Raw genomic sequence first — 24,385 nt, 5'->3', positions numbered from 1 at the left:
GCACTAAAATACGTTACGAATCATCTCATGCAAATTACAGTACGGATTATCTCGGCTATCTGAATTCCGTAGTGCCATCATTTCACTACAGTTTTTCATCGCTATCTCATGACGTAGCGCAATTGGAGCAATGACTTCTGCATTACCCTTATTTCGGAAATAACGCGCTACGTTTAAATAGTCTCCCATTTTTTCATTAAGCAGCGCTCGTGGGTACACTTGTGTTACATCAATTTGCTCAAAGTGTAAAAGCAGCCATAGCTCAAATGCTTCATTTGTGTAGGCTATCAGTATTTCGTGACGTTCACAAAAGTCGTTCACTTCCTCAAGCTGCTTTTCCGTTAAATCGTCTTTATCAAACACAACCCATACTTCATCAAATGGTTGGTAGCTTGAATCGCGATACGCATGCTGTGCTAACTTTAATGCAGAACGCTTCACATTTTTAATTTTTACACTGACCATTTTGGAGCGTTTTAAAATTTTCATTTGCTCAAAATAAATACGCTCTGTCTCGCCTTCACAATAAATCAAAATCGTTTTGCGTAAAGCTAATGATCCTCGTTCACGCATTTTCATTGTGGTTGCCCCTCCTCATCTAAGTAGCGCTCGGACAAGTATTCATTAATAACGGGCGTTGCACCAAACTCCCCTTTTAAATAACGCTTCGCATAGGAAATTTCTGCACGTTTTTTATGTAAATCTGCAAAATCAAATAATGAATACAGCTCCGATTCATTTTTATAGCTTTTATTCACAAACCATATTTGGTCAGGACGTAATGGCTGATCCAGTAAATCAATTTCATGGCTCGTCACGACAAACTGATTATTGCCGTTACGTTTACTATTCATGATTGCCATTAAAAATTCACAAATCGATACATGAAATGCCGTATCAAACTCATCGATAAAAATCGTTTTCCCTTTATTATATGCATCCACCATGACACAAGCTAGGTACAGCATACGAATCGTCCCTTTGGAATCCATCGTCCAGTTAATCGACTTTGTACCAATGGGTGTACCGAATGAATCAAATGATAAATAGTGAAGGTCAATATCCATTTCCTGAATGACACTATCTAGCGCCTCATAATCATGTAATATAGAATTTTTCTCCTTACGCTCTACACGTTTTGCTGACACATCTTGAATGGAAAAATCCGCAATTTTCAACAACTGAATGACCTCTTGCTTAAAATCATCCTCTTCAAGCTTACGGATGAGTGGATGACTTGAGAGACGATTGGATTCATCTAAGAAAATAATTTTGCTCATAAACCAATCAAAAACCTTTGCTGCATCAGGATCATTAAACACATTTAAAATCGCGAGAAACGCCGTATTTTGCCGTGTATAGTGAATAAGTTCGACATGGCTCTTCTTCCCTGTCACATAATCATATTTCTTTGTCTTCTCATCATATGTACGCTTAAAAAAATGCTTCGTGCCCGATTTCATCACCTTGGAGAAGCGCTCATAAACGATTTTTTCATGATCATAACGCACTTCAAACTCAAAGAGCTCACCGTCAAGCATAAGTGAAATAGCAAATTCAGTCGGTTCCTGAAAATCGGAGCCAAGCTTAAATGGCTGGTAGGGTAGCTTCATTTGTTTAATATTATTTAAACTTTCAAAATTAAATAAGAGAGAACGTAATACTTTTAATGCCGCAAATAAATTCGATTTACCACTACCATTTGGGCCGAAAATAAAGGCGCTTTTAACGACCTTCACTTTAGTTGAGGCAATTGTATGCGTATCCTTTAACTTTCGCACGCGTGCGCCACATACCATTGAAAACACTGTTTCCTCTTTATAGGACAAACAGTTTTTCACTTTAAGATCTACTAACAATCTTCTTCCCCCATTCAATGCATAAGTTATTCTATTATACATTGAAAAACTAAAATTCTCCTCAAAAATGGAGAAAACGACAAATCTAGTAAGAGATTTGTCGTTTGCATGAAAGTAATAATTACTCTGCCGCTGGATTTAATTCAAGTTCCACACTAATTTTAATGTCTTTTCCAACTAATACGCCACCAGTTTCTAGTGCTGCGTTCCAAACTAAACCGAATTCTTCACGATTAATTTTAGCTTCCGCTTCAAAGCCGTACACTTCTTGGCCCCAAGGATTTGTACCTTTACCGTTGAATTCAGTTTCAAATGTAACTTCATTCATAACATCTTTAATTGTTAAGTTACCAGTAACTGCATAGCCATCTCCTGATTTTGAAATATTTGTTGACTCGAATTTAATACTTGGGTAATTTTCTGCGTCGAAGAAATCACCTGACTTTAAATGGTTATCACGGTCTTCGCTACGTGTGTTAATGCTTGCTGTTTGAATATCAAAATGAATAGTTGCCCCTGTTAAATCCGAAAGGTCAGCTGCTTCAACTGTTGCACTATATGCATCGAATTGTCCTTTAACTTTTGATACCATCATGTGTTTAACTGAGAAGCCAATGTTTGAGTGTGATTGATCAATTGTCCATTTAGTCATTTTATATTTCCTCCTAATTATCTCGAATTCGAGATTGTTTTCAAAAATTAAAATAGCTACTTAAATTGTTACCCTAACTAAATGGGAAACAATTTCGCACTATTCTTTATACTATGCATATGAAGTTACAAATAGTAATAAAACTTACTATTTGTAACTTCATATATAGATAATTAAATTACATCAAGAAAAAAGTTAGAGCAATAACTTTACTTGTTGTTTGGTGACAATATGGGTGTTTAATTTACAATAAAGTCGTTAATAATAAAAAATTCTTTAACATATTCAAATAATAGGAGCTCAAAGTTCAAATTAATGTTACAGTTAGAAAGAAAATTTTTAAAAGTGAGTAGGCGAACAAACATGATTGAGGTAAAAACATCTCCATTAAGTGATGGAGAATTCAATAGAGGGGTATTTGCTACATGTGATTTCAAAAAAGGCGATCTTTTACATGAAGCACCTGTCATTTCTTATCCAAACGAAGAGCATCAATACATTGAGCAAACCTTGCTTGCTGATTACGCTTTTGAGTATGGAATAGGTCGATCAGCTATCCTTCTTGGTTATGGAATGTTGTTTAATCATTCTTATGAACCAAATGCAATGTATGAGATTAATTTTAAAAATCAAACTTTTGACTTCTATGCTTACACAGATATAAAAGCAGGAGATGAAATTTTAATCAATTATAATGGCGACGTTGATGATAAAGATGAACTGTGGTTTAATCAGGAATAAACGGATAGAGAGTCGATTCTTAACGATTCGCCTTCCTAAATGAACCCACTTTAGTATTCCAAAACAATTTAGCATTGCAGAAAATAATTTTTTAAACAAATTTATTAACCATCTATCAAAATAACTGATAGATGGTTTTTCTGTTTTTTAGGAGACGAATTGTAATATTAAGTGCCAACACCCAAGGGTAAATAAAAGAAGCCCATAACGACCTCGTGTAAAATGTAGTTACCACACCAACATTTGAACGGAGGAAATCGTTATGAGCTACAAACATCTTACCATATCGGAACGTGTGAAAATAGAAACATTACTTGAACTAGGCTATCCGATCCGAGAAATTGCGAAACAATTAAATCGACAGCCTTCTACCATTTCACGTGAATTAAAAAGACATGCCAATTGTACAGCTGAAGAAGCACAGGCACGCTATCAAGCCAATAAATTGAACTGTGGTGCGAAGTCAAAATTGACAACCAAGTTAAAAGAAGCTGTTCAAGAAAAGTTGGGTGAAACTTGGTCACCGGAACAGATTGTTGGCCGCTTGTATCGAGGAAAGCTGAGTTTTAAGACCATCTATCGTTGGATTTATCAGGGCTTATTAGAAGTGCCATTAACGGTCCTTCGTCAAAAAGGAAAACGCCAGAAACCGCGAGAAACAAGAGGTCGTTTTAACATTGGTACACCCATCTCAAAACGCCCCAAAGAAGTTCGTAAACGCGAAACATTTGGTCATTGGGAGCTCGATACAGTCGTTTCTGGACGTGGGCAAGCAAAGGGCTGCGTCGCTACTTTCATTGAGCGTAAAACACGCTGGTACAAAGGAATTTTAATAGCAGACCGTTCGGCGAAATCAATGGAATCAGCCGCAAAACTTTTACATCAGCAGTTACCCAAAGGTGCGATTCAAACCGCTACAACGGATCGTGGGAAAGAATTTAGCTGTTACAACGTGCTAGAGAAAGAACTAAATATCCAGGTCTATTTTGCGGATGCCTATTCTTCTTGGCAACGTGGGAGTAATGAAAATGGGAACGGCTTACTGCGGGAGTTCTTCCCAAAGAAAACGAATTTCGATAACGTCGCACCAGATGAGATGAAACAAGCACTCGATCTCATTAACAAACGACCAAGGAAATGCCTTAACTGGAAAACTGCATAAGAGGCGTTTCAGGAAGAACTGTTGCACTTAATTTGACAAACGGTCTTATAAAAAGATTTATTATTTTAAATCTCCTTATTCCACTAAAGCACCCAATTAGTTTAAGTGAAAATCTTCACAATCTTATTTTAACTTAACAAAATCAATCCCTTAATGTGTACTGGCATATCAAAAAAACACCTTCCACAGTAAAGCGCCCAATTGCTGAATATCAGAAAAATGAGAAGGTATTGCAAAAGGCCCCTAAGTTATTTTCTAATACACACTTTAGCACAATTAGTTGTAGCTCTAATATTTTATCCTAAGTCTAGCTTTGAAACAAAGTTTGATCAAAAATATCATTCGAATCCGTGTTTTATGGCAAATAAAAGAATCCATTTTGAAAAAAGATTGATCAAAATGGATTTCTCTTTTGTAAATTTGAATTTAGTTTTAATAAAAAGGTTTCATCATTTTCTACTTATGTTGTTCAACAATCGCGCCCGATTGCAGAAGATCAAAGGCTGTAGAAGCAGTTTGCTCATATTGAACTTTAACACTGTTAGCCAACCATGAATCCAGCGCTCACCACAAAATACGCAAGAAAATACTGTCCTTACATGGTAATTCAAGAAGAAAGAGCTGCTTTAAGTAGCTCCGATTAATATCAAAATAAGGAGGTACATAAAGCCCCGCTTTTTTATTTTTTTAAATGATAAGGTACAGTTGTTACGACTACGTCTCTCCGATACAACAAGAAGGCACGAATAATTAAACTTGATTGGTTATGAAGAATATTGTGCCAGCCTTTTTTAGGAATAAATTGTGGAATGATAACCGTTACCTTATAATTACCTTCCTTCGCTTTATGCTCTACAATATCAACAAATTTGGTAAGTGGATTGATGATACTTCTGTAATGAGAATGCAGTGTTACTAATCTTACATCAGGTTGCCACTTCTTCCATTTTTCTTCAAACCTTTGCTCGTCTTCTCTCTCGAATGCCACATATACAGCAATAATTTGGTCAGGAGAAAGAGATTTAGCATAGTTCAAGGAATTTTCTACAACATGAGTCATGCCAGCAACAGGCACTATCATAACATTACCTTCAATGGTCATAGATGATTCACAAGTTGTGAGCCTAAGTTGGTCTCCAACAGCTTCATAATGCTTTCTAATTCGATGAAAGAGGAAGACAATGATAGGTAGAAAAATTAAAATTGACCAAACCTGTGAGAATTTTGTTAAAAAGAACATCATTGTGACCGTAAAGCTAATAACGGCACCCGTTGTATTGATTATGAATTTTGGAATCCACCCTTTAGGTTTTTCTCGCAGCCATTTAACCATCATTCCCGATTGAGACAAAGTAAATGGAAGGAATACTCCAACTGCATAAAGTGGGATAAGATGCTCTGTTTCTGCCTGAAAAGCAAAAATTAAAATAATAGAAGTAATACCAAGTATGATGATTCCATTAGAATATCCTAATCGGTCTCCCCTCATCAGAAACATTCTGGGAATAAACTTATCTTTTGCGAGATTAACCGCCAACAAAGGGAAAGCAGAATAACCAGTATTTGCAGCAAGGATTAATATCAATGCTGTAGTACCTTGAATAATAAAGTACATGAAATTCCGTCCGAAAGTTTCTTCAGCAATTTGGGAAACAACGGTTACCTCTCCACTTGGAGCAATGCCGTAATAATAGGCTAAAATTACGATTCCTGAAAACAGTATGGAAAGCAAGGCTCCCATTGCCATTAATGTTTTAGCAGCATTATTAGGAGCTGAGTCTTTAAAATTAGGAATGGCATTCGATATGGCTTCAACACCTGTTAAGGCAGAGCTTCCTGAAGCAAATGCTCTTAAAAGAATAAATAAACTGATTCCCGCCACAGGTGTACCTATTGGGGTGCGTAGTTCGGGCGAAACTCCTCCTGTTAGAATATTATAAATACCCACACCAATTAATATGAACACCGCTAAAACGAATAAGTAAACGGGGTAGGCTAATATTGAAGCAGACTCCGTTACTCCTCTTAAATTCAAAATTGTAATAAAAATCACAAAAGCAATGGCAATTTCTACATTAAAGTCATGTAAGGTGGGAAAGGCAGATGTGATAGCATCAGTGCCAGCAGACACACTTACAGCAACAGTTAATATGTAATCCACCAATAAAGAACCTCCAGCTATTAAGCCTGGATTTACACCTAGATTGCTTTTCGAAACCACATACGCTCCACCCCCATGAGGATAAGCAAAGATGATTTGCCTATAAGATAATATGAGAGCTGTTAAGAGAATTAATACCCCAACTGCGATAGGAATTGAATACCAAAATGCTGCTGCACCAATCGTAACTAAAACTATTAAAATTTGTTCAGGACCATATGCCACTGATGACAGAGCATCAGAAGAAAGGATGGCTAATGCTTTTGTTTTGTTAAGCTTCTGTTCTCCTAATTCATTGGATTTCAAAGGTCGTCCGATTAAAAACCTTTTTATGGATGAAATCATTAATTACTCACCGCCTAAATAGTGTGAATAGGTTATATATTCCCCTATCACCAGTCATTTATCCAAAAAGAGCAAAATTTTTACATGAATAAAAAAAGTGCCTACAAGTCATAGTTAATAGACCTGTAAACACATCGCTTTTTTCGTGTCACAAGCTCCACCTTCCTTCCCATATAACGCTTACGAGGTTAGCTGTCGGATTCGGACCTTTGAGTAGCCCTACCTAGAAAGGATTCACCCCTTGGGTTAAGTAACACCCCCAAAAAACGGTTCCCCCGTACCTAATGGTTTCAGCGATTTAGAAATTTGAAACTGTGATTATAATACTGCTGTGTTCAGCAAAAGTAAATAAATTTTATGTAAAAGGATTAAAACTTAGGAAAACGTAAATGTTAGTAACGTAGATATTAATTCAAATTTTAGACGTCAAAGGAGGATTTACATGTTTAAAGAAAATAGTCCCTTTTTATCTGATGAATTTTTAGATGAGTTAGCTAAAGAAATTAATCAGCAATATGGGGATAACACAAATGAACAAAATAAGGAACCCATTAGTAATGATGATTAGAATATAAGTCTACCTAAAAAGGTATCCCATAAATATTGAACATCAGACCGCATTGTGTGCGGTTTTTTTTGTTGGCCTACATATTCAAGTAACCTGCCTCGTTAGTTCAATAAAGAAAAAAAGAGCTGCATATGCAACTCAATGTTCTTCAAGTAAAGCACCTGATAGTTCAATAACTAAAATCATTTAAGAATATTGGAATGTTAAAAACTAACTAAACCTGTTTTTACTTTAACAGTGAGTAAACATCCGTATCGTATGGTTTATCATTTTGATACATATACTTTTTTAGCGTACCTTCCTTTGTAAAACCTAATTTTATTAATAACTGACTCGAAGCTTTATTTTCAACAAAAACAACTGCACCTATACGTTCTAATCCAAGTTCTTGAAACCCATACGAAATCACTTTATCAACAGCTTCACTAGCATATCCATTACCCCATTTTTCTGGGAAAATTGCATAGCTTATGTTCGCTCTTTTATGTTCCAAAGACCACTCCTGCAATCCAATTGTTCCAATAATAGTACCTGTTTCTTTGAGTTCAATACCCCATTTCATTCCACTTTTTTCTTTGAATTGTTCTGCGAAATTTTTAATAATTTGTTTTACCTGCTCTATACTTGTTAGAGGTTTCTGACCGTAATAACGTAATACATCATCATTCGAAAAACACTTTAAGATATTTTGAGCATCATTTTCAACTAATTCCTTTAATACTAATCGTTTCGTTTCAAGCACAGGAAACATTCTACCACTCCTTAAATAATCATTAAAAATGTATTATGTTTATGTATATATCCTAACATAAAATTCCGTATTCTTATTGAACTATACTGCCTCGTTAGTTGAAGAAGAAAAAAGAGCTGCCTATGCAACTCAATGTTCTTCAAGTAAAGTCCTCCTATAGTTTAAGTACATTTCTTCACAAACTCGCTATCAGTGTTCAAGTAAACGTTCAATATTTACAAAAACACCCCGTAAAAGTTAGATTTTGTTTCTAACTTTTACGGGGTGTTTTTTAGTTCATTATTTGAATCAATTTCATAACTCGATTTTTTCAAGAGCTTAGACTAGCCCAATTTCCTGATTTTCATTTTTTAAAAATTATGCAGCTGTATTTTGTGCATTTAATTGTGCATTCAAACGATCGACGGCTAATTTGCAGGCATTATAAATAAACGTCACCAGATTGAAATGTAGCTTGGCTTTTCTACCTGTTCGGTGACGGACATTATTTAATTGGAAATATTCTTTTAAGTAGGCATTCACGCGTTCAAAGGCTGTACGTTCTTTATATAGTTTGTCCCATAATGCGGAGCCTCTTGCTGGGTACGTATACTTGCGAATATCCGTTTCACACTTGATTTTAAAGACTTTTTGACACAGTGAATCCTCGCATAATGGACACGTTGCACATTCTTTCGGACGTGTAAATTTTAAGCTTTGGTATTTCTTGTCAAAGCTGTCGTAACAGTAGCTATGTTCCCGTACACACGTTGGACGGAAATGTTCATCCAAGCCTAAAATTTCAGATTCACGGCGTTTCACATAAGGAATGATCGCTTTCATGTCTTGATTTATGATTTGGCGGTAAATCGCTTCGTAGTCATATCCTGCATCGAAAATAGCGGTTGTAAATTGATTTGGCACGACTTCCGCTACCTTTTTTAATAGGGGAATCGCCGCTTTACTATCACTTAAATTGCCGGACGACATCAAGCATGCCACAATGTACTGGCTTTTGGTCGAGACAGCTAAATGCCCTTTGAAGCCGAACCAGAACGTGTTTTTACCGTCACTATTCTTCTTCACGCCCCACTTCGGTTCAATCGGAATGTCTTGCCGAAGTGTCGCTGTCGGGATCGGTAATTGAGCTGCTAATTTCTTTTCGTAGGTTGTGAGATTGGCCTCGATTTCGGCTTGTTCCGCGAGCCAAGCAGCACGTTCTTCTTTCGATTTACGCCCGCGTTTTTTCGGTGCTTTTTCTTTTTTCTCAGATGGTTTGGACGCATCACGCGCTTCAAAATGTGTCGCGTCATAACTAACGTGTTCATCAGCTAAAAACCCTTTTGTAAAGGCTGCTCGAATCAGGTCATCATTCATTTGACCAAAGACATCTGATTGGCTAATCACGTCGACCATGCGTGAATAAGAAGCTTCAGAGGGTACTGAATCTGATAATAGAAAGCCACAATCTAATCGGAAAATAAGATCATATTTTAGCCGTTTCACTAAATCTTTTACGGTTGGAATGCGTTCCACAAGACGATTAGCTAATGATTGAATCATCGCACCGTAGTTTAACTCTCGCGGAGCACCGTACATGGTTGTTTTACGGAACAGTTGGAAAATCGGCTGTAGATCGAAAGTGGCCAAAATCGCATCAAAACGACGAGAACTTTCCATTTCCATTAATTCTTGGATGTCAAATAGACGCATTTGTTTTACAATAGTCATAGGGCATTCACCTCAGGGATAATTTTGGTTTGGTCACTTAAATTATACCAAATTGGGGAGGTGCCCTTTTTTTATTGTTTTGAAACCCTTGGGAGACAAGGGATTGGAGTTATGAAATTAACTCAAATATAATTTATTCTAATACTACATTATTGCTTAGCAGGAATAAACCCAGCTGCTTCAGCTTCTTCTTCAGTACAGAACATTTCTTCCGCTACTGTATTCTCATAATCACGTTGTCCTGGCATATGATAAATTTTGTTGCCTTTGGAATTAATATTTCCTTTAATTTCACAACTACTATTACTGCTAGTATTATTCAAGTTGTCCTCGTCTACTTTAGATTGATGTCCTTCTTTCATAGCAGCATAATATACATCTTTATCATATCCACGATTTGTTACGTAATCTTCAACTGACCAAATACCAATAACAGCTTGTTCTGCAGTTTTTTGAATCGATTTAAACCAATCTACATGCTTTGTATTGGGATCGTAAATATATGCTACTCGTACTAATCCATTTTTCAAGAGTTGCTCCTGAACACTGATTCCATCTTTAGTATAAATATATGCTAATAATCGTTTGTATTTATCACGATAGGAAACGTCAAATTCTAAATACACCGAATCTTGTCCAGCCAATAACTGCTTTACAAACTCTTTCGCTTCAAGCCCATATGGTTGCTCACCCAATGTTTCATGATTTGTTTCGGGTGCATCTACAAGAAGAAAACGCACCTTTTCTGAGCTACCGTTATATTTTATTCTAATTGTGTCACCATCAATGACTTCTTGTAATTCGTATTGCTCAAATTTGCTTATATCATGCTTTTCAGCAGTTACATTAGATGAAGCTACTAACTCTTGAATTTCTTCAGTTTCAATAATATCTGTACTAGTCTCTTCAGTACATGCACTTAACAGCAATGTAGAAAAAAACAATGCAAAAAATATTTTTTTCAAATTAATGTCCAACTTTCTTAACCAGATCTAATATAAATCTTTAATCCTCAATTGAATACTGCTAGTTTCTAACTAAATATTAAATACAGTACAACTGCTAAAATAATCGTTCCACTTGTAATTAAAGTCTTAATATCTTTGTCACTCATTTCCTGTACCTCTCTTCCAACATTCATTTAACACTTTATTTAAGTCTATTATCAATAAACTAATATCACAATGAATTCGATTTATTTTTCACTAAGAATTTTAAATGATAATTCCTTTACATAAAAAAATCTTCAGTCACAAAAACCGAAGATCATAATACCTTTATAATTAAGCAATATTTATACATCCTGATTGATATATCATTATTATATATGAGCTAAATATGTACACTTCCATACAAACAAAGTTAATTAAGATACGTCTAAATCTATAATTAACTAATTTTTATTGTGTACATATGAATTTTGGGGACCTACATGAAATTACAGTAATATCAACACTTTACGATTTTAATGTGTACAATATTTTAATGTACAGTTTTATAGTGATAAGCCGTCATTTGCTGATAAAAACTCCACATCGATTAATTCATTACCCGTTGCGTTTGTCGCATATTGTGGCGTAATGATGTAATCAGCAACATTTGTCGATTGTTTTGTTGTCGACTGCGTTTGTGTTTGTGATGGCGGTGACGTGACATTTGTATTTTCTTTTGCTGGCTCCGCAAAAATCATATACAAGGCACCTGCAAGTAAAATCGTTCCGCTCGTGATTAATGTTTTAATATCCTTCATCTTCATAACGTGTTCCCTCACTGTTGTTCATTTTGTCTCATCTTATCCTATCAAACATTTGCTATGACGCAAAGAACAAAAGCGCTAAAGCGACCGCTTAGCCCCGACAAGTTGCTTTCGAGCCCGAAGTGAAAGTAAATGCTCCACCACTTTCGCCGAGGGCACTGAAAAAGTCCTTCAGCTATAAGTAAGAGCGTCCAAGAACGGAAATTCGTTACTGGACGCTTTTTTTCTTCGATGCCGTTGATTTCCATTCCGGCGGACGCTTTTCGCGGGCACGGCTCCAGCCTTCTCCCTCGCTTCGCTCAGTCCGGGTGCTTCCGCTCGTGCTGTTCCCGCAGAAGTCGCCGCCTCCATTCCAATCAACTGGAACTACTTTCATCACAAGAAGGGCTCTTCCCTCGTATAATCGCACACATTTCTTGTATAATTAAAGTACTAATAAAAGGTGGTGCGACCATGATTTCTAAACAGGAAACATTCAATTTGAGCCCGTACATGGCGTTGTACGATTTAATTATCCCAAAGGACAATATGCTTCGCCAAATTAATGAACTTGTGGATTTCTCATTTATTCTAGACGAACTAAAATCGAAATACTGTTTAGATAATGGCCGTAACGCGATTCCACCGATTCGTATGTTTAAATATTTACTATTAAAAGTGATTCATGATCTATCGGATGCCGACCTTGTCGAGCGTTCAAAATACGATATGTCCTTTAAATATTTTTTAGAGATGGCACCAGAAGATGATGTAATCGATTCAAGTTCACTGACAAAATTCCGTCGACTTCGTCTCCAAGATGTGAATTTAATAGATTTACTGATTCAGAAAACAGTTGAAATTGCCTTAGAAAAAGGGCTACTACTAAGTAAAATGGTCATCGTTGACGCTACCCATACAAAGGCTCGTTATAATCAAAAATCGCCAAAAGAATTTTTACAGGAAAAATCTAAAAATGTACGTAAAGCCGTGTATCAACTCGACGAAAACATGGTTGGAAAATTCCCTGAGAAGCCTACGTCAAATGAAGTCACAGAAGAATTAGATTACTGTCGTCAAGTAGTTGAAGTGGTGGAAACGCAATCAAAGGTTGCACAAATCCCGGCTGTGAAAGAAAAATTAAATGTTTTAAAAGAAGTGATTGATGATTATGAGAATCAGTTAAGCTATTCAAATGATCCCGATGCGCGGGTTGGACATAAGTCGGCTGACTCGGCTTTCTTTGGTTTCAAAACGCATATTGCGATGAGTGATGAACGAATTATTACGGCTGCGGTTGTGACAACAGGTGAAAAAAGTGATGGTCATTATCTTCAAGAACTAGTTGAAAAAAGTAAAGAGGCAGGTATGGAAATTGAAACGGTGATTGGTGACGCCGCTTATTCTGCGAAAGATAACTTACAATATGCTAAATCAAAAGAGCTCCAATTAATTTCAAAGTTAAATTCAGTCATTACAAACGGTAGCGGACAACGAAAAATCGAATTTGATTACAATAAAGATGCTGGTATGTTTGTCTGTCCAGCTGGGCATCTAGCTATTCGAAAGGCACTTTCTAAGAATAAAAATAAGAATAAAAATCCGAAAATGGCATTTTATTTTGATATTGAAAAATGTAAAGTCTGCCAGATGCGTGAGGGCTGTTATAAGGATGAGGCAAAAAGTAAAACCTATAATGTGACCATTAAATCAATTGAACATGAAGAACAAGCTGCTTTCCAAGAAACTGATGCATTTAAACAGCTTGCGAAAAACCGTTATAAAATAGAGGCGAAAAATAGTGAATTAAAAAATCCGCATGGCTATAAAACAGCCATATCAGCGGGTTTATTTGGCATGCAAATCCAAGGTGCCACAACGATATTTGCGGTGAATCTCAAACGAATATTGAAACTGCTAAATGAAAAAGTGTAAGTAATAGACAAAGAAATAAGGCACTTTCCGTTCGATTCGAACAGAAAGTGCCTTATTCTTATTTGAAAAACGAAACCATCATAAAAAACGTAAGTTTTTCAGTGCCCTCCTTTCGCCAGAGGGCAGACCGCGACCTCGAGGGGCTGGCGCTTTAGCCTAGACGTTGCATTTACTTTTTTTAAAAGTTGTCCACATGGCGAAATTTTATAATTTCCTTATCAACTAAAAAGCCATTTACAAAAAGCGTAAATGGCTACTACAATTAAATGTCTTTTTTTGCTTTTGGTTGAGGTCCTAAAATGACTGGTGGAATATCGGCAAATGTTTCGCCCTCTTCCTCTAAATCGCGCATACGGTGTGCAATACGTGAAGCTGCCGAAGCTGCAATACTTCCTACTAAGTCATCTAGGAATGTGTGCACGCCATTGCCTGACTTTGTATCTAACTTTTGAATAATGCCGATTTTTTGTTTGTCTAAGTGGCCAAATGTTGTCACCGCAATACTTCCATATGTGAAGACAGCTCCTAGCGCAATTGTTTCATCGACTCCGAATAATCCTTCATCCGATTCAATAATTGATTGTAATGGCTCAGATAACATTTTCTTTTCGGCAAGCTCATCTAATTCGATGCCGACTAATACCGCATGTTGTACTTCTCGCTTACATAACACTCGTTCAACCGATTGAGTACAATGCTCCATCGTTAAGCCTTCATTATATGGGGACTGCATTGTATAAACGATTTCAGCTATATCTTGAATTTCAACGCCGCGACGCTTTATTGCAGCATAGGTTGCCTTTGTGACACTATCAGAATGAACTCGAATATTTTTATTATGCATGATAAATCCTCGTTTCTACTTAATTTCAAGATTATTTAGCTACACATTCTTCTATTTTACACCTTTATTATCCAATATGATACAATTTCCTTACAAATGATAGACAGGAGTGACATTCATGGAAAAAGGAACTGTACAAGAGGTTGCTTTTTTTAGCGATGCTTTACAAGAGGAGTTGGAGCTGCTTATCTATATACCAGCGAACTATTCTCCACTATACGAATATAACATTTTAATCGCCTCTGATGGCAGAGATTATTTCCAATTAGGTGGAATTCCACGGCTCGCCGATCAGCTCATTGAGGACTATATCATTGAAAATGTCATCATCGTAGGCGTTCCATACAAAAACGCGGATGATCGTAAGCGCAAGTATATACCTACCGGCGATCAATTTCAGGCATATCTGCGCTTTCTAGCACATGAACTCGTACCCTATTTAGATAACGAATTTACAACTTTCCAAGTTGGCTCAAGTCGTGCGCTTATTGGTGATTCTATGGCAGCGACCGTTTCCCTATTGACGGCCGTTAATTACCCAAATATTTTCGGTAAGGTCATTCTGCAGTCGCCTTATGTAGACGAATATGTTCTAAACGAGGTACGTAAAGCCAAGGATACTGATTTACTCTCTCTTTACCATATTATTGGCCTACGTGAAAACGAGGTAATTACAACGGATAAAACGGTGAAGGACTTCCTAACACCGAATCGAGTGTTGCATGAGCTCATCATCGAACTTGGCATTCCGACCTTTTACGAAGAAATTGAGGGCAACCATACATGGAAGTATTGGAAGCCTGATCTTAAACGAGCATTAATTGAAATTTTCGGATAATATGTGCTTTTCAAATGTTTTATTGAAAAGCAATCTGTTATACTAAAAAAGAAAATCGATCACTTTAAGGGAGGTAATTTACTTTGAATTATGGAATTGTTGCATTTCCATCTAAGAACTTACAGGATTTAGCGAACACTTATCGCAAGCGCTACGATCCACACTTTGCGCATATTACACCGCATATGACGTTAAAAGATTCATTTAATGCGGATGATATGCAAATTCAGGAAATTTCAAAAAAGATTCAGGAGATTGCCGAGAAATTTGCACCATTGCAAATTCATGCTTCACGTATTAGTTCGTTTTATCCAACAACGAACACGATTTACTTCCGAATTGAACCAACATCGCAACTTAAAAAGATTCATACGGAGCTTCAGGAGCAGTTAACTATCGGTGCGCCTAAGCATGTGTTTGTACCACATATTACAATTGCACAAAAACTTTCAGCTTCTGAACATGACGATATTTTCGGCCAATTGCGCATGACTGGTGTAGATGCGCAGGAGTCTATTGATCGTATACATTTAGTGTATCAATTAGAAGATGGCTCATGGACTACCTATGAAACATATAAATTGAGCGGAGCTGAATGATACTGTGTTTGAAGTGAAATTAGTACAAAACGAAGAGGACCGCGGGCGTGCCTTTGACGTCCGCATGAAAGTTTTCGTTGAAGAACAAGGTATTCCACAACATTTAGAAATTGATGAACATGACCAAACGTCAATTCATTTCATCGTAAATAATGGAGACCAAACAATCGCGGCTTCACGCCTACGCGAAATCGCCCCAAAAGTTGGCAAGGTTGAACGTGTTTGCGTTCTAGAATCCTCTCGTGGTAAACGTCTAGGCGCACTGATTATGGAAGCCGTTGAAAAATATGCGGTTGAAAACAATTGGGAAATGCTAAAACTGCATGCACAAAACTATGCTGTCCCGTTTTATGAAAAGCTAGGCTATGTGGTAACATCCCCTGAATTTATGGACGCTGGCATTCCACATCGTGCAATGGAAAAACAAATCTAATAACGACAAGGTATTCGCGACGTCTTCACCGGACAAGTGCTGGAGAGCCCGAAATGAAAGCAATCTTTTTAGCATTCACCAGAAGGGATCGAAGCAACCTCGAGGGTGTGGTGACAATGCCTGGACATTACCGATTAAGATTAAGGGTGTCTATCGATCCGTATACTGGACCGATAGACACCCCTTTTTTCAGCGCATTAATTTCTCGATTTTGTTTAAATCGAGCGAGCTTCCATCTTGTAGAATTGATTGTACAATTTGATCTTCTAGCTGCTTTGTAATCGGCTTATTTGCTAATTTACTCACGCGGCGTACAATTTTACGTACTTGTTTTTCATCTTTGAAATTCGCGTATTGAATTGCGTTTGCAAGCGCCATAATTTCATTAAATTCTACTCCGGTTTTTCGCTCCACTTTTTTAAAAAATGAGTTTTCCACTTAACCCTCCCTCCTCTAAATAAATGTAGCGCCTACAATGATTAATAGTATGAATAGTACAACAATTAGCACAAACGTTGTACTATTATTGCTCCCACCCTGATCATAATTACAACATTGCGGTTGTTGCCATCCGTAACCAAAACCTGACATAAAAAATCCCCCCCTTCTATTTTGTAGTGTATGCAACACAACATCTTAGAAAGAGGGTATTAGTCTAATCTACTTTTCCTTTTGATTTAAAGATTAACGCTGCAATAAAGCCAAAAATAATGGCCGCACTAATGCCTGAGCTAGTTACTTCAAACATTCCAGTTAAAACGCCAACCCAGCCGTGCTTCTCTGCTTCAACCATCGCACCGTGCGTTAAAGAATTGCCGAACGATGTAATCGGAATGGTTGCACCAGCTCCGGCAAAGTCAATGAGTGGCTCATATAATCCAAAACCGTCCAAAATGGCTCCCCCAACTACAAGCGCCGATAAAGTATGACCCGGCGTTAGTTTACCAACATCCATTAATATCTGACCAATCATACAAATAATGCCACCGACAACAAATGCAAATAAAAATGCGTACCCGATCTCGATCACCTCATTTCATTGCTATTTCAATTGCATGTGCAGTACAAGGAATGGATTCCTTTTGTTGATAGGATAATGGCGATAATAGCGCACCAGTCGCAACGAGTAGCACACGTTTATAACGACCACTTTTAAACTGTGCATCTATATAGCTAAAATACACTGCCGCCGAGCACCCTGCACCACTTGCTCCTGCTAGAAACGCTTGATCCTCTCCATAAAACTCCGCCCCCGCATCTCGAAACAATTGCAGCTCTTCTTTTTTAGTTCCACTTTGGGCGAACATGGCCTTTAAAATTTTCAAACCAATTTTCCCTAAATCACCGGTCATAATCACGTCATAATCATGAATTTTCTGGTTACGCTTTTGTAAATGCGCTTGAATCGTTTGATATGCTGCGGGCGCCATTGCCCCTCCCATATGAAATGGGTCAGTAGCGCCGAAATCTACTACTTTACCAACTGTTGCCGCTTCAATATAAGGAAAATCCGGGTGATGCTTACCGACTAATCCATATCCTGCTGCGGTTACAGTCCATTGAGCAGTAGCTGGTTTTTGGGCACCGTAATCAACCGGATAGCGAAATTGCCGTTCCACCGAGTTATGTTGACTAGAGGCACCTGCAATCGCAAGCTCCGAGGCACCTAATTCCGTTAATAAGGATGCGATGATTAGTGAAGAAACAGACGTCGCACATGCAGAAAATAAACCAATAAAGGAGACAGCCAGTTCCCTTGCTGCAAAGGTCGTCGGGGTCATTTGGTTAACCAAATCACCACCTAAAAAATAATCAATATCTAAGTTTTTTATGTTGGCCTTTTTCATGACGACTGCGCAAGCTTCGGAGATCATCGCCGCATTGCCTTTCTCATTTGTATTCGCTTGCATACGCTCATCCTCAAAAATTGTATCAAAGTAGGACCGAAATACACTGCGCTTCTCAAGCGGTCCTACCACTGCAGATGTCGCTAGTAAAGAGGGTTTTGTTTTAAAAATGATTACCACTGCACAACCCCCAATGTGACAAGAATTAATTTAATGAGTGTAACAAAAAAGGCAGAAGTGACACCGAACAAAATTACAGAGCCTGCTAGTTTAAACATATTGCTACCAACACCTAGAACAAGGCCTTCAGGTTTATGTTCAATTGCTGCTGAAATCACTGCATTACCAAACCCCGTCACCGGCACTGCACTTCCCGCACCAGCAAACTGACCCAGTTTCCGATAGAGCCCCAATCCAGTCAAAATCATGGCAATAAAAATCATCGTTGCCACAGTTGGGTTGCCCGCCGTTTTCTCCGTAAAGTCAAAAAATATTATATAAAAATACGAAATGGCTTGTCCTATTGCACAAATAATCCCGCCAACGACAAATGCCTTCAGTAAGTTCAGTGCATAAGGTATAGGCGGGGAAATTTGCTGTTTGAGATCATTGTATTTTTGCTCGTCCATCATGTTTCCTCCTTCGCCAGTTTTTTCAACACATCAATTTTTTCAGTTACTTTCTGACGATCCTCTTCTTCTAACAGCTTTGTCGTCTCCCAAAACAACTTGAAATCACTGGAAACAAGTACTTGTAAATTTGAATATTGCTCTTCTAGCTTTTTTTGCCACTTGTTTTCAATTTTTTTCTTTTTAAATTTTTTCCATGGTTTGACTTGGAGTGCTACGAATAATTCTTCATCAATAAAAATGACGTTTGCTTGCTCAATATCTTCTGACTGCTCCAGCATCTCCTTTACTTCACTCTCTTTTTCCGAATCATTGACGGACTGATAAATGGACACCTTTTGCTCAGAGCCACATCCACTTAATAACAACAATGGAATAAGGAAAATCGTTAACATTATGCGCACAAAATTCCTCCTTTTAGCAAAGTATGTTCATTGTTTTTTACATTTAATCACTTTTTGTCGAAATTGGCGTATCCCGTCATTCGCCCGATTACAATTTAGTTTTCTTCATATTGTAGAAGGACTCTAGAATGAAGTGAGGTGAAAAAAATGGGATGTGGAAGAGGAGGAAATGAAGTGAGCCCATCTAAATCAAAGGGCTGCGTTTGTGAGGTCGTACGTGCAGTTTTAGAAATTCAAAATCGTGCTACTAATGATGACTGTTCATCATGTACAACAAACTGCTTTTTAGAGCCACTTGGTGGCATTGTTAGTCCAGCTCGTACATCAGCTGATACACGCGTGTTTACGCTATTAACGAAGTTTGGTACGCCGTTTATGGCGAGCTTTAGCCCGGTTGTGGATAATCACAATCATAATAGTAAAAATAGAAATAATGATTGCGATGACATCTGTACGTCAATTTACTTCCGTGTTGAGGATGTATTTGATGGATGCTGTGCAACATTACGAGTGTTGCAACCACTAGATAATGACGGAGACCCGGTTGACCTATTAAACGAAGACGGCACAGCTATTTCTATGCGCGCAATTTGTGGCGTAACGGACTTTGCTGCAACAGATAGCTGTGTTACGGTAGATTTAGACTGCTTCTGTGCAGTACAATGTATCGCTGACGTGAATCTTGGGATTTGTAACTAAAAAAATGGGAAAGCCGCTTTTCCAGGCTTTCCCTTCTTTTTATTATGATTTTGTTATATAAATTGCTTCGATTTCATTGCCATCAATTAGCCTAATCTGTTCGTAACAATTAATTTTCACTTGCTTGCCCTGAACATTGAGTAGCGTTCCAATGAATCGCTCGCCACTAGTTAATACGATCAATAATGGACGGGCCTGCTTTACAGGTCGAGCAAAGAAGTGTAGCTGACGAGCAATCAATTCATTACGAATAACGTCTGGCGCAGGCCTTTCATAGATGGACGTACTTTCCTCATTGATGGGCGTACTTTCCTCGCTAATCGGTTTTTGGACTAAGTGATACGTTGGCGTAGAAATATAGAGCAAAGGCTCCTCTGGCATCATTCGCACATCCTTTTTCATACCATATGCAAATCCGCCTTATACCGTGACAGCTACATAATTTGACTGAGGAAGGTCGTCGCTAGGCCAAGATATATTAAAATACTCGTCACATCATTCAATGTTGTAATGAACGGGCCAGATGCAACGGCTGGGTCAATGCCAAGCTTATGCATTAGTAGCGGAATAAACGAACCTGCTAGCGTCGCTACTAATATCGAACAGCAAATTGCCGCCCCAACTAATAACCCGATAATAAGCTGATGCATCCAGACGAAAATAATGCCGACAACAACTGCACCGCTTACAAGCCCCATAATAAGACCCGTACATAGCTCACGCATCACGAGCTTCAGCTTGCTCTGTCCACCAATTTCCCCTGTTGCAATCCCGCGTACTGCAACCGCAAGCGCCTGAGTGCCACTATTCCCTGAAGTTCCAGAAATAAGTGGGATGAATACGGCGAGCAGTGCTACTTTGTCTAATGTTTCCTCAAAGTGCCCTATTAAATTTGCAGTAAACATACCAAGGATTAATAAAATAATGAGCCATGGTAAACGTTTACCTGCCGCTCTTAATGGACCTGCATCAATATCATCCATATCTGAAATCCCGGCTAATTTTGAGTAATCATCTTCAGCTTCTTCATCGATAACATCAATAATATCATCGACTGTAATAATCCCCTGCAGTTCACGCGCTTCGTTTACGACTGGGATGGCAAGGAAATTATAGTCTTTCATAATTTGCGCAATACCTTCTTGGTCATCCGTTAATTTTACCGATACGACACGTTCACTCATAATGTCGCGAATAAGTGTATCCTCACCCGCAATAATTAAATCTCGAAGCGAAATAACGCCCGTTAATAGATGATTATCATTCACTACGAAAATATAGTAAATCGTTTCAGCATTTGGCGCTTCCTTACGCAAAACAGCCATTGCAGAACGCACAGTTGATGTTTCCAATATTGAAACGTATTCAGTCGTCATAATTGAACCGGCTGTATATTCCTCATATGCCAGTAATTCATTAATTTCATCGACTGTTTCACTATCCATCATTTCCAAATAGCTTTCACGTTGTTCATTATCTAGTTCATTTAACACGTCTACGGCATCATCGGTATACATGAACGAAAGCATTGCAGCCCCATATGCGGTATCCATCTCGTTTAGGAAGCCTTCATATTCATCATCGTCTAGCTCAATTGCCTCAAAAATATTAGACATTTCTTGAGGAGACAAGAAGCGATAGATGGTCTGACGTATATCAGGTCCTACCTTCTCATAAAACTGGGCTTGATCATACGGATGAAGTACTAAAAAATGCTCGCGGAATGCTTCGATTTCTTCGTCTACTAACAGCCTGCGTAAATAGGCTTCATCATATTGCACTTCGCCATTATCGTATTGTGGGTCTTTCATACTTGTCCCCTCCTCTCAACATCCATCATAACGCACTGTCGCCATTCGTAAATACCTTTTTTAAACTTAACAAAACTTTTATCTTGCATTAACGGGCAGGCTGACTAATATCGCTCTGTCCAATACTTCGGAATCCCCACTGATTGACGTTTTATTTTACAAATTTCTTCCCTAAAACAGTGAAAAGATGTCCGTTTTGGCGAACATCTTTCCGTTAACTATTAGTTAATCAATTACGAGGTGGTGTTAACTGTTCAGGTATTTCACTTGAAAAACTAATGTTTTCGCCAGTTAAAGGGTGCACAAATTGTAACCAAACGCAGTGAAGCGCTTGACGATCAAGTAACTCACGGCTACCACCGTACAATTCATCTCCAACAAGCGGATGTCCAATATGCGCCATATGCACACGAATTTGATGGGTGCGCCCTGTATAAAGTTTTAGACGAATTTGGGACATCGGTTGCGGCTCGCTCAGTAGCTTCAGTAGCGTAACATCCGTATGTGCAAACTGACCGTCTCCTCGCACCTCACGCTCAATAATGCTCGTTTCTTTACGTCCAATAGGTGCAATAATAGATTGCTTAGCTTGTCGAACAATGCCATGCACAAGCGCTTCGTATTCTCGATGTACTGCTCCTGCTTTTTGCTGTTCACTCATTAAATGATGAATATGGCGATGCTTGGCAATACACATTAAGCCTGACGTATCACGGTCAAGTCTCGTCACAATATGAACAGTTGAGGCAATTTGCTGCTCTAAAAAATAGCCATAGACAAAATTTGCAACACTACCTGCAGGATGTTCACGTGACGGAATTGTATTCATGTAAGGAGGTTTATCGATAACAAGTAATGCCTCATCTTCATATAAAATCTTTAATGGTCCCTTTTCTGCTACGAGCCCTTCACTTGCCTCTTCAGACGGAAAAATGATGGACACTTGGTCGCCTTTTGTTAGCTGATGACGCACATTACGCTCCTCGCCGTTCACTAACAACTCCCCGCCGTCGAATTTAATCGCCGTCAAGGCACGCTTTGATATGCCCCAGTCACTAATCGCTTCACGGAGTAACTGCCCGTCCTGCTGCACGATAAAATTTAATTGAAATCTAGTATCCATCTATCCCTCATTCACTCATTTGACACGAATGAATCATGCACACGCTCCCAAAACGGAAAAGGACGGAATCGTGCAAAACGAACGCGTTCATTTGCAACATTAAACGTAATCGACTTCACGTCTGTTTGCGTTACACTCACATGATCAATCGTCATATTAAATTGCTGATCATTGACCGGCTTTAGCGCACAGTTATGATGAGCTGGCAAAACAAGCGACGAACCAACTGTACGGAATACACGGTTATTAATCGATGCCATTTCCGTTAACTGAAAGGCTTGTAAAGTTGGGTGAATAATTGCCCCGCCAAGTGCCTTATTATATGCTGTACTACCAGAAGGCGTTGATACACATAACCCATCACCACGAAAACGTTCAAAATGCTCCCCGTTCAACTCTACGTCCATCACAAGTGTGACGTCTGGTGATTTAATGGTCGCTTCATTTAAGGCTAAATACGTACTTGACTCCGAGCTATGGCGATGTATTTGTACTTCTAACAGAGGATATTCCACTACATTAAATTCTTTTTTCGCAATTGATAACACTAATTTTTCAAGCTCTGACGGTTTCCAGTCCGCATAAAAACCTAAATGCCCCGTATGAATACCGACAAACGCTACTTTATCTAAGCGATTTGAATAGCGATGAAACGCATGAAGCAGTGTCCCATCTCCTCCAATTGATAGTACGATATCCGGCTCGTCTTCATCGAATATTAGACCAAAATCTTGTAAATATGTTTTTGCGAGCTCCATCAATTCATTTGATTGGGAATCTCGGCGTGATTGAATTGAAAATTTCACTATTTTTCACGCTCCTTCTCCTCTTTAGTCGTTCGGATCGTAGGATTTGATGCTTCTTTAAACTCACTAAAGTACGCTTGTGCCTCTTGAATTTCACTGCGGATTGAGGACATTTCCTCATCCAAGCGAAATGCTGCTTCTGCTGCACTTTGGAGGCGATTTTTAATTTCTTCTGGGAATAATCCCTTATATTTATAATTTAAAGAGTGCTCAATCGATGCCCAAAAATTCATCGCTAATGTACGAATTTGGATTTCTGTCACGACCATTTTCTTGCCTTGAATCGTCTCTACTGGATATTCAACAATCATATGGTGTGAGCGATAGCCACTCGGTTTACTATGTGTAATATAATCTTTTTCTTCAATAACCTTCATATCATTTCGTTGACGAATTAGCTCTGTAACTGTAGCAATATCATCAACAAACTGACACATAATACGTACACCTGCAATGTCCTGAAGTTCATTACCTAAACGGTCGGAAGGTTCAAACGGTACACCTTTATCAAGCGATTTATCGTAAATACTTGCTAAAGGCTTAACTCTTCCAGTGACAAATTCAATGGGTGAATTAGCACTCATCATCCCAAATTGTGAACGCATGCCTTTTAGTTTGATTTTCAACTCATCTACTGCTTGTTTATACGGGCTTAAAAATATATCCCATTGTCCCACCTGCAAAAACCCCCCAGCATGAAATAAAAGCGTCTACACTTTTATTTCAACAACAC

At 38.2% G+C, this 24,385-nt stretch carries 28 protein-coding genes and 1 riboswitch; of the genes, 8 read left to right on the top strand and 20 right to left on the bottom strand.

Translation table 11 applies throughout. The features are described from left to right. Nucleotides 1-3 precede the first annotated feature (3 nt). The 3 genes from MHH87_RS03695 to MHH87_RS03685 form a co-directional block, all read right to left on the bottom strand. The gene (locus MHH87_RS03695) at nt 4-579 is read right to left on the bottom strand and encodes an RloB family protein (RefSeq protein WP_340747979.1); all 576 of its coding nucleotides are present in this window, start codon (nt 577-579) and stop codon (nt 4-6) included. Then, nucleotides 576-1,859 (bottom strand): AAA family ATPase, encoded by a 1,284-nt coding sequence (locus MHH87_RS03690; protein ID WP_340747978.1) that lies wholly within the window; start codon nt 1,857-1,859, stop codon nt 576-578. Before MHH87_RS03690 ends, MHH87_RS03695 begins: the two co-directional genes overlap by 4 nt. A 121-nt stretch (nt 1,860-1,980) precedes the next feature. After that, on the bottom strand, nt 1,981-2,511 hold the full coding sequence (locus tag MHH87_RS03685; protein ID WP_340747977.1) for a YceI family protein: 531 nt from the start codon (nt 2,509-2,511) through the stop codon (nt 1,981-1,983). Nucleotides 2,512-2,874: 363 nt separating this feature from the next. Between MHH87_RS03685 and MHH87_RS03680 the strand changes: the two genes are divergently transcribed. Together MHH87_RS03680 and MHH87_RS03675 are read left to right on the top strand one after the other, a co-directional pair. Then, the gene (locus MHH87_RS03680) at nt 2,875-3,252 is read left to right on the top strand and encodes an SET domain-containing protein (RefSeq protein WP_340747976.1); all 378 of its coding nucleotides are present in this window, start codon (nt 2,875-2,877) and stop codon (nt 3,250-3,252) included. A 262-nt stretch (nt 3,253-3,514) separates the two neighbouring features. Beyond that, nucleotides 3,515-4,414, top strand: coding sequence for an IS30 family transposase (locus tag MHH87_RS03675; RefSeq protein WP_340747975.1), 900 nt, complete (start codon nt 3,515-3,517; stop codon nt 4,412-4,414). Nucleotides 4,415-5,093: 679 nt separating this feature from the next. On the opposite strand, the gene MHH87_RS03670 is transcribed toward MHH87_RS03675, so the two are convergent. After that, nucleotides 5,094-6,920, bottom strand: a complete 1,827-nt coding sequence (locus MHH87_RS03670) for an APC family permease (RefSeq protein WP_340747974.1) — start codon at nt 6,918-6,920, stop codon at nt 5,094-5,096. 161 nt (nt 6,921-7,081) lie between these two features. Then, nucleotides 7,082-7,226: riboswitch (cyclic di-AMP (ydaO/yuaA leader) on the bottom strand. A gap of 136 nt (nt 7,227-7,362) precedes the next feature. Between MHH87_RS03670 and MHH87_RS03665 the strand changes: the two genes are divergently transcribed. Further along, nucleotides 7,363-7,488: a bacitracin ABC transporter ATP-binding protein gene (locus MHH87_RS03665; protein ID WP_340747973.1), complete on the top strand. Its 126-nt coding sequence runs from the start codon at nt 7,363-7,365 to the stop codon at nt 7,486-7,488. 226 nt (nt 7,489-7,714) lie between these two features. Here MHH87_RS03665 and MHH87_RS03660 read toward each other — a convergent pair whose 3' ends face one another. The 4 genes from MHH87_RS03660 to MHH87_RS03645 form a co-directional block, all read right to left on the bottom strand. Then, entirely contained in the window at nt 7,715-8,239 is a 525-nt protein-coding gene (locus MHH87_RS03660; protein ID WP_340747972.1) for a GNAT family N-acetyltransferase, read from the bottom strand. A 357-nt stretch (nt 8,240-8,596) separates the two neighbouring features. After that, nucleotides 8,597-9,949 (bottom strand): transposase, encoded by a 1,353-nt coding sequence (locus tag MHH87_RS03655; RefSeq protein ID WP_340747971.1) that lies wholly within the window; start codon nt 9,947-9,949, stop codon nt 8,597-8,599. A 149-nt stretch (nt 9,950-10,098) separates the two neighbouring features. Continuing rightward, the gene (locus tag MHH87_RS03650) at nt 10,099-10,893 is read right to left on the bottom strand and encodes a thermonuclease family protein (protein WP_340747970.1); all 795 of its coding nucleotides are present in this window, start codon (nt 10,891-10,893) and stop codon (nt 10,099-10,101) included. A gap of 551 nt (nt 10,894-11,444) precedes the next feature. After that, nucleotides 11,445-11,705: a hypothetical protein gene (locus tag MHH87_RS03645; protein ID WP_340747969.1), complete on the bottom strand. Its 261-nt coding sequence runs from the start codon at nt 11,703-11,705 to the stop codon at nt 11,445-11,447. A gap of 453 nt (nt 11,706-12,158) precedes the next feature. Here MHH87_RS03645 and MHH87_RS03640 point away from each other — a divergent pair, with 453 nt between their 5' ends. After that, entirely contained in the window at nt 12,159-13,619 is a 1,461-nt protein-coding gene (locus MHH87_RS03640) for an IS1182 family transposase (protein ID WP_340747541.1), read from the top strand. A 262-nt stretch (nt 13,620-13,881) separates the two neighbouring features. Here MHH87_RS03640 and MHH87_RS03635 read toward each other — a convergent pair whose 3' ends face one another. Further along, on the bottom strand, nt 13,882-14,463 hold the full coding sequence (locus tag MHH87_RS03635) for a phosphatidylglycerophosphatase A family protein (RefSeq protein WP_340747968.1): 582 nt from the start codon (nt 14,461-14,463) through the stop codon (nt 13,882-13,884). A 118-nt stretch (nt 14,464-14,581) separates the two neighbouring features. On the opposite strand from MHH87_RS03635, the gene MHH87_RS03630 reads away from it, so the two are divergent. The 3 genes from MHH87_RS03630 (at nt 14,582) to MHH87_RS03620 (ending at nt 16,333) form a co-directional block, all read left to right on the top strand. Next, nucleotides 14,582-15,301 (top strand): alpha/beta hydrolase, encoded by a 720-nt coding sequence (locus MHH87_RS03630; protein ID WP_340747967.1) that lies wholly within the window; start codon nt 14,582-14,584, stop codon nt 15,299-15,301. A gap of 83 nt (nt 15,302-15,384) precedes the next feature. Beyond that, entirely contained in the window at nt 15,385-15,900 is a 516-nt protein-coding gene (locus MHH87_RS03625) for a YjcG family protein (protein ID WP_340747966.1), read from the top strand. A gap of 4 nt (nt 15,901-15,904) precedes the next feature. Next, nucleotides 15,905-16,333: a GNAT family N-acetyltransferase gene (locus tag MHH87_RS03620; RefSeq protein ID WP_340747965.1), complete on the top strand. Its 429-nt coding sequence runs from the start codon at nt 15,905-15,907 to the stop codon at nt 16,331-16,333. Nucleotides 16,334-16,522: 189 nt separating this feature from the next. Here the strand turns inward: MHH87_RS03620 and MHH87_RS03615 are convergent, their stop codons facing one another. The 6 genes from MHH87_RS03615 to MHH87_RS03590 all read right to left on the bottom strand — a co-directional run bounded on the left by MHH87_RS03615 (nt 16,523) and on the right by MHH87_RS03590 (nt 19,213). Further along, nucleotides 16,523-16,771 carry a stage VI sporulation protein F gene (locus MHH87_RS03615; protein WP_340747964.1) on the bottom strand — a complete coding sequence of 83 codons (249 nt, stop codon included), beginning with the start codon at nt 16,769-16,771 and terminating at the stop codon, nt 16,523-16,525. A gap of 15 nt (nt 16,772-16,786) precedes the next feature. Further along, nucleotides 16,787-16,924 (bottom strand): YjcZ family sporulation protein, encoded by a 138-nt coding sequence (locus MHH87_RS03610; RefSeq protein WP_340747963.1) that lies wholly within the window; start codon nt 16,922-16,924, stop codon nt 16,787-16,789. A 64-nt stretch (nt 16,925-16,988) separates the two neighbouring features. Beyond that, a complete protein-coding gene (spoVAE, locus tag MHH87_RS03605; RefSeq protein WP_445683073.1) occupies nt 16,989-17,363 on the bottom strand; it encodes a stage V sporulation protein AE in 375 nt (124 codons plus the stop codon). A gap of 1 nt (nt 17,364) precedes the next feature. After that, nucleotides 17,365-18,360 carry a stage V sporulation protein AD gene (locus MHH87_RS03600; protein ID WP_340747962.1) on the bottom strand — a complete coding sequence of 332 codons (996 nt, stop codon included), beginning with the start codon at nt 18,358-18,360 and terminating at the stop codon, nt 17,365-17,367. Beyond that, complete coding sequence (gene spoVAC, locus MHH87_RS03595; RefSeq protein ID WP_340747961.1) at nt 18,354-18,809, bottom strand: stage V sporulation protein AC; 456 nt, start codon at nt 18,807-18,809, stop codon at nt 18,354-18,356. The genes MHH87_RS03600 and spoVAC overlap by 7 nt, the downstream gene beginning before the upstream one ends. After that, complete coding sequence (locus MHH87_RS03590; RefSeq protein WP_445683072.1) at nt 18,809-19,213, bottom strand: YhcN/YlaJ family sporulation lipoprotein; 405 nt, start codon at nt 19,211-19,213, stop codon at nt 18,809-18,811. Before MHH87_RS03590 ends, spoVAC begins: the two co-directional genes overlap by 1 nt. Before the next feature lie 147 nt (nt 19,214-19,360). Here MHH87_RS03590 and MHH87_RS03585 point away from each other — a divergent pair, with 147 nt between their 5' ends. Then, nucleotides 19,361-19,912: a CotY/CotZ family spore coat protein gene (locus MHH87_RS03585; protein ID WP_340747960.1), complete on the top strand. Its 552-nt coding sequence runs from the start codon at nt 19,361-19,363 to the stop codon at nt 19,910-19,912. Nucleotides 19,913-19,954: 42 nt separating this feature from the next. Here the strand turns inward: MHH87_RS03585 and MHH87_RS03580 are convergent, their stop codons facing one another. The 5 genes from MHH87_RS03580 to MHH87_RS03560 all read right to left on the bottom strand — a co-directional run bounded on the left by MHH87_RS03580 (nt 19,955) and on the right by MHH87_RS03560 (nt 24,329). Next, nucleotides 19,955-20,314, bottom strand: coding sequence for a 4-diphosphocytidyl-2C-methyl-D-erythritol kinase (locus tag MHH87_RS03580; protein ID WP_340747959.1), 360 nt, complete (start codon nt 20,312-20,314; stop codon nt 19,955-19,957). Nucleotides 20,315-20,346: 32 nt separating this feature from the next. Next, the gene (gene mgtE, locus MHH87_RS03575) at nt 20,347-21,723 is read right to left on the bottom strand and encodes a magnesium transporter (RefSeq protein ID WP_340747958.1); all 1,377 of its coding nucleotides are present in this window, start codon (nt 21,721-21,723) and stop codon (nt 20,347-20,349) included. Between the two features lie 229 nt (nt 21,724-21,952). Next, entirely contained in the window at nt 21,953-22,846 is an 894-nt protein-coding gene (locus MHH87_RS03570) for an RluA family pseudouridine synthase (protein WP_340747957.1), read from the bottom strand. Between the two features lie 11 nt (nt 22,847-22,857). Beyond that, nucleotides 22,858-23,652, bottom strand: a complete 795-nt coding sequence (locus MHH87_RS03565) for an NAD kinase (protein WP_340747956.1) — start codon at nt 23,650-23,652, stop codon at nt 22,858-22,860. Beyond that, nucleotides 23,652-24,329 (bottom strand): GTP pyrophosphokinase, encoded by a 678-nt coding sequence (locus MHH87_RS03560; RefSeq protein ID WP_340747955.1) that lies wholly within the window; start codon nt 24,327-24,329, stop codon nt 23,652-23,654. Before MHH87_RS03560 ends, MHH87_RS03565 begins: the two co-directional genes overlap by 1 nt. Between the last annotated feature and the right edge of the window lie 56 nt (nt 24,330-24,385).

The sequence above is a fragment of the Solibacillus sp. FSL H8-0538 genome (assembly GCF_038003525.1).
In the GTDB taxonomy this organism is placed as follows: Bacteria; Bacillota; Bacilli; order Bacillales_A; family Planococcaceae; genus JBBOPI01.
This window is presented reverse-complemented; position numbering and strand designations above follow the sequence as displayed.